Source organism: Uliginosibacterium paludis (assembly GCF_039631355.1).
GTDB lineage: Bacteria > Pseudomonadota > Gammaproteobacteria > Burkholderiales > Rhodocyclaceae > Uliginosibacterium > Uliginosibacterium paludis.
In genome coordinates this window covers 745,562-760,773 of sequence record NZ_JBDIVF010000001.1, presented here as the reverse complement: position 1 = coordinate 760,773, position 15,212 = coordinate 745,562, and the positions used below count along the sequence as shown (strand labels likewise).

Here is a 15,212-nt window from a genome sequence, read left to right as displayed (position 1 = left end):
TCATTCTTCTCCCATCAGCAAACAGTCGATGCCATCGCAGATGCAGTGGATGGCAAGAATATGGATTTCCTGGATGCGCGAGGTGCGTTCGTGCTGTACGCACAGGTGGATGTCACCCTCGCGCAGCATGCTGCCGATGCTGCCACCGCCCTTGCCGGTGAGCGCGACGACACGCAGGTCGCGCTCGTGCGCAGCCTCGATGGCAGCCATCACGCTGCTCGAGTTGCCGCTGGTGGAAATGGCGAGCAGCACGTCACCCGGCTGACCGAGTGCGCGGATCTGCTTGGCAAACACTTCATCCCACGCATAGCTGTTGGCGACCGCACTCATGGTCGCGCTGCAGGTATTGAGCGCGATCGCGGCCAGTTCGGGCCGTTCGCGTTCATGCCGGCCGATGAGCTGTGATACGAAATGCTGGGCGTCGGAAGCGGAGCCGCCGTTGCCACACGCGAGGATCTTGCCGTTCGCGAGCAGGCTGCGGACCATCAGATCCGTCGCCTCCGCGATGGGCACGGCCAGCATCTCGGAGGCCGACATGATGGTGTGGGCGCTGTCTTCGAAGTGCAGCGCGATGCGGGAAGCCAGATCCATGTCAGATCGCCAGGCCGGTCAGTTCATCGCAGCCGAGTGCAATGTTCATGCACTGGATGGCCGCGCCCGAAGCTCCCTTGCCGAGATTGTCGAAGCGGGCTACCAGCAGGATCTGCTCACCGTGGCCGAACACGAAGAGCTCGGCACGATTGGTGTCATTGCAGCGCGTTGCAGGAAGGAAGCCGGCTTCGACGCCCTCGCTGCCGCCCAGGGGCATGACTTTCACGCAGGCTTCGCCGGCATAGGCCGCAGACAGTGCGGCATGAACCACTTCCGGCCCGGGCTGGCCGGGCAGCAGGCGCGGCAGCAGCGGGACCGAAACCAGCATGCCCTGAGCAAACGGACCGACGACCGGACTGAACACCGGTGCGTGAGCCGCACCGGTCAGCGCCTTCATCTCGGGCAGATGCTTGTGGGCGAGCCCGAGCGCATAGATGCGCGGGCTCAGCATGTGATCCGGCAGAGCGCCCTGCGTTTCATAGTCGGCGATCATTTCCTTGCCACCGCCGGAATAGCCGGTCAGCGAGGTGCAGGTGAGCGGATAGTCCGCCGGCACGATGCCTGCCGCGATCAGCGGTGCGACCTGCAGGATGAAGCCGGTGGCGTGGCAACCCGGTACGGCGATGCGTTGGGAGTGGCGGATGCGTTCGCGCTGGCCGGGCAGTTCCGGCAGGCCATAGACCCAGTCCGGATTCGTGCGGTGCGCGGTGCTGGCGTCCAGAAAGCGCGTGCGGGTGTTGCCCGGTGCCAGCAGCGCGACGGATTCCCTTGAGGCTGCGTCGGGCAGGCAAAGGAACACGATGTCGGCACGGTTGATGAACTCGGCCTTGACGCGCGGATCCTTGCGCTGGTCGTCGGGAATCGTCAGCACTTCGATGTCGGCGCGGCCGGCCAGACGTTCGTCGATCTTGAGACCGGTGGTGCCGTGACGGCCGTCGATGAAAACCTTGAAAGTCATGCTTGCCTCGGGGTGCGTTTGACGCAGGGGAGAGCGGATTGTAAACGAGGGACCCAAAAGAAAACCCCCTCCGATCACCCGGAAGGGGTTTTTTCAGCTCAAGTCTCAGGCCGGGTCTGGAAGACCCGGCAGCTTGGGCTCAGCGTGCCTGCCAGCCACCATCAACGTTGATGATGGTGCCGTTCAGGTAGTCGGAAGCGGCGGAGAACAGGAACACGGCAGTGCCGGCCAGATCTTCCGGCTCGCCCCAGCGACCAGCGGGGATGCGGTCCAGGATGGCCTTGTTGCGTTCTGCATCGGCACGGATCGGGGCGGTGTTCGCGGTGGCGATGTAGCCCGGGGCGATGCCGTTACAGTTGATGCCCTTGGTGCCCATTTCGTTGGCGATCAGCTTGGTGATGCCGGCGATACCGTGCTTGGACGCGGTGTAGCCCGGCACCAGGATGCCGCCCTGGTAGGAGAGCATCGAGCAGATGTTGATGATCTTGCCGGTGCCGTTGCGGCCCACAACGTGGCGGCAGAAGGCTTGCGACAGGTACATCGGCGCGTACAGGTTGATCTGCATGACGAAGTCGAAATCGGCTTCGGTGTGCTCGAGGAACGGAGCACGGCGGATCGTGCCGGCGACGTTGCCCAGCAGGTCGACCTGGCCGGCCAGCTTCACGGCTTCGTCGATGACCTTCTGGGGAGCACCCTTCTCGGTCAGGTTGGCTTGCAGATACCACCACTTGCCACCGGTCTTGGCGACGGCAGCGTCCATGGCGGCGGTGGATTCGGCAGCCATCGGTGCGAAGTCGGCACAGATGACATTGGCGCCGGCTTCAGCGACCTTGGCGGCGATGGCTGCACCGATACCCTGGGCGCCGCCGGTGATGAGGGCGACCTTGCCGGTCAGATCGAAAGGATTGCTCATTCTGTAACTCTCCCATTATTGAAAAAGCCCGTCCGCAAGGGGGAGTGGGCCGTCGGTGTTCAGTGGCGCCCGCCAGGTCCGGATTCCGGTTCGCGATGCGAGGCCCGACGTGTCATCGGGCTGTCCGCCGGAGGCGATCCGGGCCGGTGCGTGCGGCACAAAAGCCTTTGGAGTTTACCCCAATCCATGGGCAGGCGCACTTGTGCAGCGCCGCACAGGGGCGGCTTCCCGCGCGGCTCTTGCTCAGGGTCAACCGCCATGCGCGGCGAGTGCGCTGACCTCGATCTCGATGCGCTGCCGCGGGTCGGGATGCGGGCGCAGGCGGCTGATCCGGGCCTCCAGCGGCAGGCCCTGATGCAGGGCGCGAGCGAGGGCGCCGTTGTCCTGCCGTGGCAGGTAGCCCAGCAGCCGGCCTTGCCAATGCACCTGTACGGCCTGGCTGTCATGCGGATTCCTGCTGTCCAGCGCCAGCTCGACCCGGTCCCCTTCGCTCAGCCGGGCCCAGACTTCCGGGGCTGCGTGGTGGGTGAAGCCGGCCAGCGGGCTGCGCTGGATGATCATGCGCGCGGCCGGCAGGCTGGCACTGCTCAGCACGAGCAGGCAGGGCAGGAGGCGCCTGGCGAAGCGCATCAGCTCGTGCGCGCGTCGAAGGCGGAGCGAAGCCATTCGACGTGATTCTCGTCCAGGCTGTCGTAGAGCATGGCGTCGAAGCGGCAGGGCTTGTGGCGGTGCATCTGGCCCGCATCCCGGAGCCAGTGGCGCGCGGCCAGCACGATCCGCCGCTGCTTGGCGATGGTGATGCTGGCAGCGGCTCCACCGTAGTCGGTGCGGCTGCGCAGACGGACTTCGACGAAAGCGATGCAGCCCTCATGTTCGGCGATCAGGTCGATCTCGCCGCCCCGATAGCGGGCGTTGCGTGCCAGGATGCGCGCGCCGTGGGTGCGCAACTCCCGCTCGGCGAGCATTTCGGCGCGGGCTCCACGCGTGGGCGCCACTTGCGGTGGCTGTCCGTGCAGCAGACAATCGAACGCCTTCCTGACCCACGCGACTCCCTCGCTCAAGCTGCTCATGGCCTCTCTCCTGTCCGACGACAATCCGCTCCATGCTTCTCCAGCGCTGTATGTTGTGGCGACTCCGCTCGGCAACCGTCAGGACATCACCTTGCGGGCATTGTCCGTGTTGGCCGCGGTCAACGTGATTGCGGCCGAAGACACCCGGCACAGCGTGAAACTGCTTGATGCTCATGGCATCAGCGCCAAGATGCTTGCGCTGCACGAACACAACGAGCAGGAGGGCGCGACGCGCATCATCGCGATGCTGGAGGCCGGGCAGCATGTGGCGCTGATTACCGATGCGGGCACGCCGGCCGTGTCGGACCCCGGCGCGCGACTGGTGGCCCGCGTGCAGGAAGCCGGGCATGTCGTCGTGCCGGTGCCCGGGGCCTGTGCGGCCATTACGGCCCTGTCGGCCTCCGGCCTGACTGCGGCGCATTTTCATTTTCATGGATTCCTGCCGCCGAAGTCCGCAGCCCGGCGCGCGGCACTCGACGCACTCCGCAGCGTTGATGCCACGCTGGTGTTCTACGAGGCGCCGCATCGCGTGCTGGAGACTGTCGAGGATCTTGTCGCTACGCTCGAGCCGGCCCGTGAAATCGTGTTTGCGCGCGAGCTCACCAAGCTTTTCGAGCAGATCGCCCGCATGCCGCTGGCGGAGGCCCGCAGCTGGCTCGCGGAAGATGCCAACCGGCAGCGCGGCGAATTCGTGCTGCTGGTCGGGCCTGCCCCGCGGGCCGAGGGCCTGCCGCCGGAAGCCGGACGCATCCTCCGGCTGCTGCTGGCCGAGTTGCCGCTCAAGACGGCCGCTCGCCTTGCGGCGGACATCACCGGTCTGCCGAAGAACGCCCTCTACGAAGAAGCCCTGAAACTCAAGGGCTGAGTTCCCTCGCGGCCTGGTCCTGCGCATCACTTTTCGGGTGAGGCAGCGTTGCGGATGCCGCATGTGCCGCCACAGTGCCTTTTGCCCGGATTGCGTGCATTCCGTTTCTGGATTGTATGCAAAAAATGGCCGGATGTTTTTGCATTGCCTTGTTTTGTAATGGATTTTTCTCTCGCCATTTTTCTGGCATGTGAAGTGCTAGGTGTTGTCATGAAAGGGCGATCATGGACAACAAGGCATCCCAACTCGAACTCATCAAGCTCAGCAAGTGTTACGGCAAGGTCACTGCCGTCGATGCGATCAACCTGACGATTCCTTCCGGCAGCTACTGCTGCCTGCTGGGGCCGTCGGGCTGTGGCAAGACCTCCACCCTGAGAATGATTGCCGGGCATGAAAGCGCCAGTGATGGCGACATCCTGCTGGGTGACCGCAACATCACCGAACTGCCGGCCGCCGAGCGGGGCACTGCAATGATGTTCCAGAGTTACGCGCTCTTTCCGCATCTGTCGGTGCTCGACAATGTGGCCTTCAGTCTCAAGATGAAGGGCGTCGACAGGCAGGCCCGGCACAGCCGCGCGCAGGCGCTTCTGGAGCGCGTGGCGATGGGGCCATACGCATCGCGAAAACCTTCCGAGCTCTCCGGTGGTCAGCAGCAGCGCGTGGCGCTGGCCCGCGCGCTGATCACCGAGCCGCGCGTGCTGCTGCTCGACGAGCCGCTCTCCGCGCTGGACCCCTTCCTGCGCATCCGCATGCGTGCCGAACTCAAGCGCTGGCAAAGCGAGCTTGGTTTCACCTTCGTGCATGTGACGCACTCGCAGGAGGAGGCCATGGCGCTGGCCGATCAGGTGGTGGTCATGAATGCCGGTCGCATCGAGCAGGTGGCTACGCCGCACCAGTTGTTCAACGCGCCGGCCACCGAGTTCGTGGCCCGCTTCATGGGTGGGCACAACGTGCTGACTCTGGGAGCGCAGCGGATTTCCGTGCGTGCCGACCGCATGCAGCTGACGCGCGAGCCTCTGGTTGGCAGCGAATGCGTAAGGGCGCAGGTCGCGGCGGTGGAATACCAGGGGACCTATGTGCTGGTCGAACTGGCGCATGACGCGATCAGCGAGTTTTCCGTGATGGTGCCCGAGCGCGAGTTCTTTGCCGCGCCCTGGCAACCGGGTGACCAGGTTCATGCCAACTGGGTGAGCACTGACGTTCACGCGCTGGCCTGATTTTTCTGCCGGTCAGACCGGCTCTTTCAGTGCAGTTCCGAATGGAGATGACGATGGCGAAGAATGAATCCGGCCGGGCCGGGCAAGACCAGGCTCCCGAAGCGAACGAAGGGGTCAGCCCCACCCGGCGTCTGCTGCTCAAGGGCACCGCAGGCATTCTGGCGGCCGGGGTGTTTCCGGCCATTCATGCCCAGGAAAAACTGGTCCTGCGCTACCTGGGGACCGCGGTGAACCAGGACAAGGCGATCGCGGAAAAATTCAAGGCCGACACCGGCATCGAGATCCAGTACATCCCGGTCACCACCGATGAAGTGACCAAGCGCGCGGTGACCGCGCCGAACAGTTTCGACCTGATCGACACCGAGTACTTCTCGCTGAAGAAGATCATGCCGACCGGCAATCTGCTCGCGATTGATGCCAAGCGCATCAAGAATGCCGACAGGATCACGCCGCTTTTCACCAAGGGCGAGATCGCAGGCAAGAAGGTGGGCGACCAGGGCACGGCGCCCAAGAAAGTGATGTTCCTCGAAGGCCCGGCCTCGAAGAAATTTTCGGCCACGCCCACCGAGTGGATGACGCTGATCCCGACCGTCTACAACGCCGACACGCTGGGCATCCGGCCGGATCTGATCAAGCGCCCGATCGACTCCTGGAAGGAGTTGCTGAACCCCGAGTTCAAGGGCAAGGCCGCCATCCTGAACATCCCCTCGATCGGCATCATGGATGCGGCAATGGTGGTGGAGGCAATGGGCCTTCACAAGTATGCCGACAAGGGCAACATGACCCGCGCGGAGATCGACCTCACGATCAAGACCCTGATCGAAGCGAAGAAAGCCGGCCAGTTCCGCGCGCTGTGGAAGGACTTCAACGAGAGCGTGAACCTGATGGCGTCCGGCGAAGTGGTGATCCAGTCGATGTGGTCGCCGGCCGTGACGGCCGTGCGCACCAAGGGCATCGCCTGCAATTTCCAGCCGCTCAAGGAAGGCTATCGCGCCTGGGCTGCCGGTTTCGGCGTGCCGAAGAGCGTCAAGGGCAAGAAGGCGGATGCGGTCTATGAGTTCATCAACTGGTTCCTCGATGGCTGGGCCGGTGCCTACCTCAATCGCCAGGGCTACTACAGCGCGGTGCTCGACACGGCCAAGGCCAGGATGGAAGCCTACGAGTGGGCCTACTGGATGGAAGGCAAGCCTGCCGCGAAGGACATCAAGGCGCCCAACGGCGAACTACTGGCCAAGGCCGGTGCGGTGCGCGATGGCGGCTCCTACGAGCAGCGCATGGGCGGCATTGCCTGCTGGAACGCGGTGATGGACGAGAACGAGTACATGGTTCGCAAGTGGAACGAGTTCGTCGCGGCCTGAGCTTCAACTGAGTAGCGAAGCGCCCGGCCGTGGCCGGGTGCTTCATTGATCGATCCCTGCCGGAAACCGAGATGGCCAACAGCTTCATGACTCCCTCTGCCAGCCCGATGCGCGCCAGATGGCGCACGCACGGCATGCCAGGCTGGGCGCAGGCCACGCCCTATTCGCTGGTCTTCCTGCTCTTCTTCATCATTCCACTGGCATTGATCGTGGCGGTAAGTTTCTGGGATGCCACCGAGTACGAAATGATCCCCGCCTTCACCGGCAAGAATTACATGTCCATCTTCGAGGGCTGCAGCAATACCGCGGAGATGTGCGTCACCTTCAAGACCTATCTCTCGACGCTCAAATTCAGCTTCCTCGCCTGGTTCTTCACGCTGCTCATCGGCTTCACCGTGGCCTATTTCGTGGCCTTTCACGTACGCAGCACGGCCATGCAGACGCTGCTCTTCGTGCTGTGCACAATCCCGTTCTGGACCTCGAATGTCATCCGCATGATCTCCTGGATGCCGCTGCTCGGGCGCAACGGGCTGGTCAATGACGCACTGATGCATCTGGGCATCGTGTCGCAGCCCGTCGAGTGGTTGCTCTATTCGCCTTTTTCGGTGGTGCTGGCCTTCGTGCACCTCTTCACCGTGTTCATGATCGTGCCCATCTTCAACTCGATGATGCGCATCGACCGCTCGCTGATCGAAGCCGCGCTCGATGCCGGCGCCAGCGGCTGGCAGATCCTCTGGAACGTGATCATTCCGCTCTCGCGCACCGGCATCATCATCGGCTCGATCTTCGTGATCACCATCGTGATGGGGGATTTCGTGACCATCGGCGTCATGGGCGGTCAGCAGATCGCCTCGGTCGGCAAGATCATCCAGGTGCAGACGAGCTATCTGCAGTTTCCGCTCGCCGCGGCCAATGCGGTGATCCTGCTGGCGGTCGTACTGATGATCATCTGGGGCCTGACCCGGCTGGTCGATATCCGGAAGGAGCTGTGATGAACGAACGCCGCACGCCGGCCTTCTGGTGCCTGGCCGCTTTCTTCGCGCTGTTCCTGCTCTTTCTCTACGGGCCCACGCTCACGATCTTCGTGCTGAGCTTCCAGGGACCGGAGGGCGGGCTCACCTTCCCCCTCAATGGGCTGTCGCTGCACTGGTTTCATGTGCTGTTCGAAGGCATCGGAGTGATCGACATCGGCGCGGCACTGATGCGTTCCTTCAAGCTCGGCGTGCTGGTCACCGCCTTCACGGTGCTGCTCGCCGTCAGTGCCGCGCTGGCCTTCCGCAAGAACCTGCGCGGTGGCGGGGCGCTGTTCTACGTCACGGTGGCGAGCCTGATCATGCCCTCCATCATCGTGTCGCTCGGTATCGGTCTGTCATTCCGCCTGCTTGACGGTGCGCTGCGCCAGTTCTTCGAGTGGGCCGGCTGGGCCGGCACGGCCGAGAATTTCAACACCAGCATGGGGCTCTATACTTCGGCCCTTGGCGCCCAGCTGACCTGGACGCTGCCTTTCGGTCTCCTGATCATGTTTGCCGTCTTCAATCGCTTCAATGCCGCCTACGAGGAAGCCGCGCGCGACCTCGGCGCCACGCCCTGGCAGACGCTGCGTCATGTCGTGATGCCCCTGATCGGGCCTTCGGTGGTGGGCGTGGCGATGTTCGGTTTCACCCTCTCGTGGGACGAGATCGCGCGCTCCTCGCAGGCCATCGGGGATCTCAACACCCTGCCGCTCGAGCTGCAGGGGCTGACCACCACGGTGACCACGCCGGTGATCTACGCCCTGGGCACGGTGACCACGCTGGTCTCCATTCTGGTCGTGTCGCTGGCGCTCGGGCTGGCTGCACTGGGCCGGCGCCGCAGCGGAGCCGGCCGATGAATGCACCGCTGGCCGGCTTCTCCGGCGAAGAGAGCAGCCTCACCGATGCCGACATCTATGACCGCATCGTCGGTGCGGTGCTCGATCACCGCCTGCCGCCCGGCACGCGGCTGGCCGAGGAGAAGCTCGGACGGGCTTTCGGCGTGTCGCGGACGCGCATCCGTCAGGTGCTGGTGCGGCTGGCGGCCGAGCAGGTCATCGTGCTGGAGCACAACCGCGGCGCCACCGTGGCGAGCCCGACACCGCAGGACGCACAGGAAGTCTTCGGCGCCCGCATGCTGATCGAGCCGCCACTGATCGAAGCCTTCGTCCAGCAGGCGGACGATGCGGCGCTCGACGCCCTGATCCGCTCGCTGCATGACGAAGAAGCGGCCAACGAGGCGGGCGACCGCCGCGCAGCGATCCGCCTCTCGGGCGAATTCCATCTGCTGATCGCGGAGGGCTCGGGTAATGCGACGCTGGCCAAGATCCTGCGCGAACTCGTGTCCCGCACCTCGCTGATCCTGATGACCTTCGGCCAGAAACCGGGCCGGCGCGGCGCCGCCCATCCGCATGACGGGGGCTGCGGATGCGATGAGCATGCCGGGCTGGTGGGCGCCATCCGCGAGCGTGACGCTCGCCTGGCCGGCCGCCTCATGAAGAAGCATCTGGCCCATCTGCTGGCCGGCATCGCGTTCGAGCAACCGGCCGATGAGGCACCGGACATCGAAACCCTGTTCCGTTCGCACTGAGTCATGCCCCGTTTGCTGATCATCAACCCGAATACCAGCGCGCAGGTCACCACCATGCTGCATGAGCACCTGCAGCCCATGCTGGGTGAGGCCTGGCAGATCGATACCGTCACGGCACGCTTTGGCGGAGCCTATATCGCCTCTGAAGCGGCCTATGCGATCGCCGCGCATGCCGTACTGGACGCCTGGAGCACGCAGCCGGCCGGATATGACGCCATCCTGGTGGGCTGCTTCGGCGACCCCGGCCTTGAAGCACTGCGCGAGCTGGCGGGCTGCCCGGTCGTCGGCCTCGCAGACGCCGCGATGCGCGAAGCCGCGCAGGCGGGGCGTTTCGCCATCGTGACCGGCGGCGAGCGCTGGGAACCCATCCTGCGTCGCCTCGCCGCTTCCGCCGGCTTGCTGGATCACCTGTGCGGGCTGAAGGTGCTGAAGGAGTCCGGCGGTGAGCTGCTGGCCGATCCGGATCAGGCGCTGCTGAAGCTGGAGGCGGCCGCGCGCGAGGCGCAGACCGAGACGGAGGCGGATGCGATTGTCATTGGCGGCGCCGCGCTGGCAGGCATGGGCGAATCTCTCGCCGCACGCCTGCCCTTTGCGGTGATCGACAATGTCTCGGCCGCCGCCCGCGCACTGCAGGCGCTCGCTCCGGCGAAGGGCTGGGGGCCGGACGGCACGCGCTACACCGGCCTGTCACCGGAACTGATGGCGCGCCTGGGCTGAACGCCTATTCGGCTTCGAACCAGTCGGGGTTGCGTTCGCGTACCGGGTCGAAGGAGAGGTTGATCTCGCGCAGATGGGCGCGCATCGCGTCGGCCGTTCGTTCCGGATCGTGGGATTTCAGGCCTTCGAAAATCGCGCGGTGCTGCGTGATGAGGAGATCCAGCGGCGAGATCTCGCCCAGGCTCAGGTAGCGCACCCGGTCCATGTGGGCCTTGATGTCCTCGATCATCTCCCAGGCTTCGATGCAGTCGATGCTGCGCGAGATGGCGGTGTGGAATTCCTCGTCCAGCGACAGAAAGCGGGCCGTGTCCTTGCGCCGGGCCGCGAGTTCCTGCTGATCCAGATTGGCCGAGAGGTTGATCAGATCGTCTTCGCTGATGGCGGCCGCCGCGCGCGTGACCACGGCGACTTCGACCGCTTCGCGGATGAAGCGCCCGTTGAGCACGCGCTTGGGCGAGATCTTCATGACGAAGGTGCCGCGCTGCGGCAGGATCTGGATCAGCCCTGCACCGGCGAGCTTGATGAAGGCGTCACGCACGGGCTGGCGTGACACGCCGAAGTGCTCGGAAATCTCCTTGTCGGAGATCGACTGCCCCGGCAGCAGCGTGCAGTTGACGATCGCCTGCCGCAGCGCATGGTAGATCTGCAGATTGACGGGTTCGTTCGTGCTGAGCGTGAGCAGATCGGCAGGAAGCATGGGCGTGGGCCGGAGACGATGGAGAGTTGCCGGTGATTATCCCGCAAAGCTGCCGGGCCTGCCGCAGCAGACCCGGCAAGACGGCTCAGCCCGCGCCGAACACCAGATTGGGCAGATAAAGCACGCTGGTCGGCCACACGATCATCAGTGTTACCAGCGCAATCACGGCGAGAAGCAGCGGCAGGGCTTCGAGCGTGTACTCGTCCATCGGACACTTGAGCATGCCGCACACGGTGAACATCGCCACACCGACAGGTGGCGTCATGCCGCCCAGGGTGACGCAGGTCATCATGACCAGACCGAAGTGCACCGGATCGATGCCGACCGCGCGGATGATGGGCATCAGGATCGGCGTGAGCAGCAGCACGATCACGGTGGACTCCAGGAACATGCCCAGCGCGATGATCAGCGAAATCAGCAGCAGCATCAGCGCGATCTTGTTGCTGGTAATGCCGACCAGGAACTCGGCTGCGCTCTGCGGCACGGATTCCAGCGTGATCATGTAGCCGATCATCGACGAGAGCATGATGATCAGCATGATCATGCCAACGTCGGACACGCTGTGGCGCAGCGCATCGAGCAGCTTCGCGATGGTGAGCTCGCGGAACACGAAGAGGCCGACGAAGATCGCATAGGCGACGGCGAAGGCGCCCGCTTCCGAAGGCGTGAAGATGCCGTAGCGGATGCCCACGATCAGCAGGATGGGGAACATCAGCGCCCACTTGCATTCCCAGGTGCGCGAAGCGATCAGCTTCAGCGAAGGAAAATGCGCCATTTCGGCCTCATAGCCACGCTTGCGGGCGATCAGGTAGGCGGTGCCCATCAGCACGATGGTCATCAGAACGCCCGGCACGATGCCGCCCACGAAGAGTCGGCCGATCGATACATTGCCCATGAAGCCGTAGAGGATCAGGCCGATGCTGGGCGGAATCGTGGCGGTAATCAGCGAGCCGACCGAAATCACCGCGCTGGCATAACCGCGGGTGTAGCCGCGCTCCAGCATGGCCGGGCCGAGGATGCGGGCTTCCATTGCGGCGTCTGCCACGGCGGAGCCGGACACCCCGCCCATCAGCGCACTGAGCATGATCGCGACCTGCGCCAGGCCCCCGCGGATCCAGCCGGTAAGCACTGTCGAGAGCGAGATCAGCCGGCTGGTGATGCCGGACTCGTTCATCAGATGGCCAGCGAACACGAAGAGGGGAACGGCCAGCAGCGGGAAGGACTGCGTGGAGGTGGCGATCTTCTGGATGGCGATGTTGGCAGGCACCGGGCCGAAGAGATAGAACATCACGGCCGAGATGCCGATGGCGAATGCCACCGGCATTCCCATGAACATCAGGAAGAGGAAGAGCAGGGTGAGGATGCCGGTCATATCACTTTCCCGTCAGTGCCTTGCAGGGTGAGCGCCGCGCGGCCAGTGAAGGCCTGCCACAGGCGGGTGAGGGTGGTGCAGAGCATCAGGAAGCAGCCCACCGGAATCGCGCCGGTGACCCAGCTGTAGCTGATGCCGACGTCGCCGAGCTCGCGTTCGACATTCATCGTGGTAAGGCCGATGCCATACCACACGAGCATCGCGAGGAAGGCTGCGATGGCGATCTGCCAGACGGTGGCGATCACTTGGCGGACCTTGTCCGGGAAATAGCGCACCAGGATGTCGATCTCGATGTGCTGGCCCTTCTTCATCGCGAGATCGGCCCCCAGCACGCAGGCCCAGACGAAGCTCAGCTGGGCGAGGTCGACCGCCCAGATCACCGGTGAGCCGGCGGTGCGGGTGGCGGCGCCGATCAGCACGAAGATCGACGTGCCGGCGAAGAACGCCATGGCCAGGCGCTCTTCAAGCTTGAACAGGAAACTGGCCATGGCGGGCTCCTTACTTCTTGCCCAGCGTGGCGTTGACCTGCTTGCGCAGTTCGCCATAGCCCAGCTTGTCGTACACCGCCGCCGTCGAGGCCACGAAGGGCGCCACGTCCACCTCGGTGATCTTCACGCCTTTTTCGCGCATCAGCTTCTCGTAGTTCGCCAGCGAGTCGTTGGTGGCTTTCGATGCGGTGTCGCCGGCTTTCAGGGACTCCTCGCGCACGATGGTTTGCAGGTCGGCCGGCAGCTTGTCGAACCAGGCCTTCGAGCCGACCAGTCCGGTGATCAGGTAGATGTGATGCGTTTTCGTCACATGCTTGATGACTTCGAACAGGCGCGAGCCGTAAGTGGCAGGGTGCTGGGCTTCGGCCGCATCGATGGCCTGCATCTGCAGGGCGGAATACACCTCGGCCCAGGGCATGGGCGTGGGGGTGGCACCCAGTCCGCGCACGGTTTCCAGCCAGACCGGCGCGCCCGGTGTACGCATGCGCACGCCGGCGAGGTCGGCGGGTTTGCTGACCGGCTTCATGGTCAGCAGGTGACGCTCGCCCTGATACCAGTTGAAGGACAGGATCTGGTGACCGGAGGCGGCGCGCAGCTTCTGGTTCCAGGTTTCCAGCAGCGGTGAGGTCACCAGCTTGCGCATCTCGTCGTAGCTGTCGACGACATAGGGCGCGCCAAGGATGCCGAACTCCTTCACGAACGGCGCGAGACGACCGCCATCCACGAGCACGGCCACGCCGGCACCGGAGCGCGCCTGCTCCAGTACGTCCTCATCCGGACCGAGCTGCGAGCTGGGGAACAGCTTCACAGCGATGCGGCCACCGGATCGGGCTTCGACCTGTTCCTTGAACTGGTTGAGCCCCTTGAACATCGGGTCGTCGACGGTCAGCGAGGAGCTGACATTCAGCGTGTAGGCCGGGCTGGCTGCCTGGGCCAGTGACGGGATCAGGGCTGCCGCGATGGCCAGCAGGCCGGATGCGATCAGGGTTCTCTTCATGTGCTCCTCCTTTTTCAGACTTCGGATCCGGCGCCGCTGCCGGTGTGGCGCGGTGCCGGGAGTTCAGGGTGGTCCCTGTTTGATTCATGTGCGGGGCATGGGCAGCAGGCTGCCCGCCCGGTGGCGGTTCGGGCCTTACCAGTTCCAGAGCGTGCCGTCCTCGAGGCGCGCGACCGGCAGGTAGGCGGGTTCGTAGGGATATTTCGCGGCGAGCTTCTCGTCTATTTCCACGCCGAGGCCCGGCGCGTCGCCCGGGTGCATGAAACCGTCATGGAAGCTCCAGGCGCACTGGAAGACGTCCATGGTTTCGGCGTGGTAGCCCATGTATTCCTGCATGCCGAAGTTCGGCGCCCACAGGTCGAAGTGCAGGGCCGCGCCCATGCATACCGGCGAGAGGTCAGACGGCCCGTGGCTGCCGGTGCGCACCTGGTACATCGCGGCAAAATCCGCAATGCGGCGCATGTGCGAAATGCCGCCGGCATGGGTGATGGTGGTGCGGATGTAGTCGATCAGCTGCTCTTCGATGAGCTGCTTGCAATCCCAGATGCTGTTGAACACCTCGCCCACCGCGATCGGGGTGACGGTGTGCTGGCGGATCAGGCGGAAGGCTTCCTGATTCTCGGCCGGGGTCGGGTCTTCCATCCAGAACAGACGGTAATCCTCGATCGACTTGCCCAGGCGCGCGGCTTCGATCGGCGTCAGGCGGTGATGCACGTCGTGCAGCAGGTGGGTGTCGAAGCCGAACTTGTCGCGGATCGCTTCAAAGAGTTTGGGCGCGAAATCGAGATACTTCTCGGTCGACCAGGACTGCTCTTCCGGCCAGCCCTTGGTGGCGGGCTCATACGCGCCGCCCTTGGACACGCCATACACCGACTTCATGCCCGGCACGCCGCATTGCGCGCGGATCGCCTTGAAGCCCTTGGCCTGATATTTCGCGAACGCATCCAGCGTTTCCGGGATGTCGCGGCCGGTGGCGTGGCTGTAGACCATCACGTGTTCGCGGGAGGCGCCGCCCAGCAATTGATAGAGCGGCATGTTGGCCATCTTGCCGGCGATGTCCCACAGCGCCATGTCGACCGCGCCGATGGCCGACATCGTGACCGGGCCGCGGCGCCAGTAGGCACCCTTGTAGAGGTATTGCCAGGTGTCTTCGATCCGGCGCGGATCGCGGCCGATCAGCAGCGGGCAGACGTGATCCTTCAGATAGCTGGCCACGGAAAGCTCACGGCCATTGAGCGTGGCGTCGCCCAGGCCATGCACGCCCTGGTCGGTGGTGATCTTGAGGGTGACGAAGTTTCTGCCGGGGCAGGTGAGAATGACTTCGGCATGGGTGATTTTCATGGCGGTTCGGCTTTCGCTTTGAGTGAG

Annotated in this window: 17 protein-coding genes; 7 read left to right on the top strand and 10 right to left on the bottom strand. The window is 64.4% G+C overall.

Features of this window, described 5'->3' with window-relative positions; translation table 11 throughout:
• The 5 genes from ABDB87_RS03670 to ABDB87_RS03650 form a co-directional block, all read right to left on the bottom strand.
• Positions 1–591 carry a phosphoheptose isomerase gene (locus tag ABDB87_RS03670; protein ID WP_345924204.1) on the bottom strand — a complete coding sequence of 197 codons (591 nt, stop codon included), beginning with the start codon at positions 589–591 and terminating at the stop codon, positions 1–3.
• 1 nt (position 592) lies between these two features.
• Complete coding sequence (gene argC / locus ABDB87_RS03665) at positions 593–1,549, bottom strand: N-acetyl-gamma-glutamyl-phosphate reductase (protein WP_345924203.1); 957 nt, start codon at positions 1,547–1,549, stop codon at positions 593–595.
• 139 nt (positions 1,550–1,688) lie between these two features.
• Complete coding sequence (locus tag ABDB87_RS03660) at positions 1,689–2,462, bottom strand: SDR family oxidoreductase (RefSeq protein ID WP_345924202.1); 774 nt, start codon at positions 2,460–2,462, stop codon at positions 1,689–1,691.
• A gap of 249 nt (positions 2,463–2,711) precedes the next feature.
• Entirely contained in the window at positions 2,712–3,092 is a 381-nt protein-coding gene (locus ABDB87_RS03655) for an HIRAN domain-containing protein (RefSeq protein ID WP_345924201.1), read from the bottom strand.
• Positions 3,092–3,532: a YraN family protein gene (locus ABDB87_RS03650; protein ID WP_345924200.1), complete on the bottom strand. Its 441-nt coding sequence runs from the start codon at positions 3,530–3,532 to the stop codon at positions 3,092–3,094. Before ABDB87_RS03650 ends, ABDB87_RS03655 begins: the two co-directional genes overlap by 1 nt.
• On the opposite strand from ABDB87_RS03650, the gene rsmI reads away from it, so the two are divergent.
• The 7 genes from rsmI (at position 3,531) to ABDB87_RS03615 (ending at position 10,290) form a co-directional block, all read left to right on the top strand.
• On the top strand, positions 3,531–4,397 hold the full coding sequence (gene rsmI, locus ABDB87_RS03645; protein ID WP_345924199.1) for a 16S rRNA (cytidine(1402)-2'-O)-methyltransferase: 867 nt from the start codon (positions 3,531–3,533) through the stop codon (positions 4,395–4,397). The genes ABDB87_RS03650 and rsmI overlap by 2 nt on opposite strands.
• A 224-nt stretch (positions 4,398–4,621) precedes the next feature.
• Entirely contained in the window at positions 4,622–5,614 is a 993-nt protein-coding gene (locus ABDB87_RS03640) for an ABC transporter ATP-binding protein (RefSeq protein ID WP_345924198.1), read from the top strand.
• Between the two features lie 53 nt (positions 5,615–5,667).
• The gene (locus ABDB87_RS03635) at positions 5,668–6,972 is read left to right on the top strand and encodes an ABC transporter substrate-binding protein (protein WP_345924197.1); all 1,305 of its coding nucleotides are present in this window, start codon (positions 5,668–5,670) and stop codon (positions 6,970–6,972) included.
• A 71-nt stretch (positions 6,973–7,043) separates the two neighbouring features.
• Positions 7,044–7,964 (top strand): ABC transporter permease, encoded by a 921-nt coding sequence (locus ABDB87_RS03630; RefSeq protein ID WP_345924196.1) that lies wholly within the window; start codon positions 7,044–7,046, stop codon positions 7,962–7,964.
• Entirely contained in the window at positions 7,964–8,842 is an 879-nt protein-coding gene (locus ABDB87_RS03625) for an ABC transporter permease (protein WP_345924195.1), read from the top strand. Before ABDB87_RS03630 ends, ABDB87_RS03625 begins: the two co-directional genes overlap by 1 nt.
• Positions 8,839–9,573 carry a GntR family transcriptional regulator gene (locus tag ABDB87_RS03620; RefSeq protein WP_345924194.1) on the top strand — a complete coding sequence of 245 codons (735 nt, stop codon included), beginning with the start codon at positions 8,839–8,841 and terminating at the stop codon, positions 9,571–9,573. The genes ABDB87_RS03625 and ABDB87_RS03620 overlap by 4 nt, the downstream gene beginning before the upstream one ends.
• A gap of 3 nt (positions 9,574–9,576) precedes the next feature.
• The gene (locus tag ABDB87_RS03615; protein ID WP_345924193.1) at positions 9,577–10,290 is read left to right on the top strand and encodes an aspartate/glutamate racemase family protein; all 714 of its coding nucleotides are present in this window, start codon (positions 9,577–9,579) and stop codon (positions 10,288–10,290) included.
• A 4-nt stretch (positions 10,291–10,294) separates the two neighbouring features.
• On the opposite strand, the gene ABDB87_RS03610 is transcribed toward ABDB87_RS03615, so the two are convergent.
• The 5 genes from ABDB87_RS03610 to manD all read right to left on the bottom strand — a co-directional run bounded on the left by ABDB87_RS03610 (position 10,295) and on the right by manD (position 15,185).
• Positions 10,295–10,987, bottom strand: a complete 693-nt coding sequence (locus ABDB87_RS03610) for a GntR family transcriptional regulator (protein ID WP_345924192.1) — start codon at positions 10,985–10,987, stop codon at positions 10,295–10,297.
• 85 nt (positions 10,988–11,072) lie between these two features.
• Entirely contained in the window at positions 11,073–12,359 is a 1,287-nt protein-coding gene (locus ABDB87_RS03605) for a TRAP transporter large permease (RefSeq protein ID WP_345924191.1), read from the bottom strand.
• Positions 12,356–12,847, bottom strand: coding sequence for a TRAP transporter small permease (locus ABDB87_RS03600; protein ID WP_345924189.1), 492 nt, complete (start codon positions 12,845–12,847; stop codon positions 12,356–12,358). The genes ABDB87_RS03605 and ABDB87_RS03600 overlap by 4 nt, the downstream gene beginning before the upstream one ends.
• A 10-nt stretch (positions 12,848–12,857) precedes the next feature.
• Complete coding sequence (locus tag ABDB87_RS03595; RefSeq protein WP_345924187.1) at positions 12,858–13,844, bottom strand: C4-dicarboxylate TRAP transporter substrate-binding protein; 987 nt, start codon at positions 13,842–13,844, stop codon at positions 12,858–12,860.
• Positions 13,845–13,979: 135 nt separating this feature from the next.
• Positions 13,980–15,185 carry a D-mannonate dehydratase ManD gene (gene manD / locus ABDB87_RS03590; protein ID WP_345924185.1) on the bottom strand — a complete coding sequence of 402 codons (1,206 nt, stop codon included), beginning with the start codon at positions 15,183–15,185 and terminating at the stop codon, positions 13,980–13,982.
• Between the last annotated feature and the right edge of the window lie 27 nt (positions 15,186–15,212).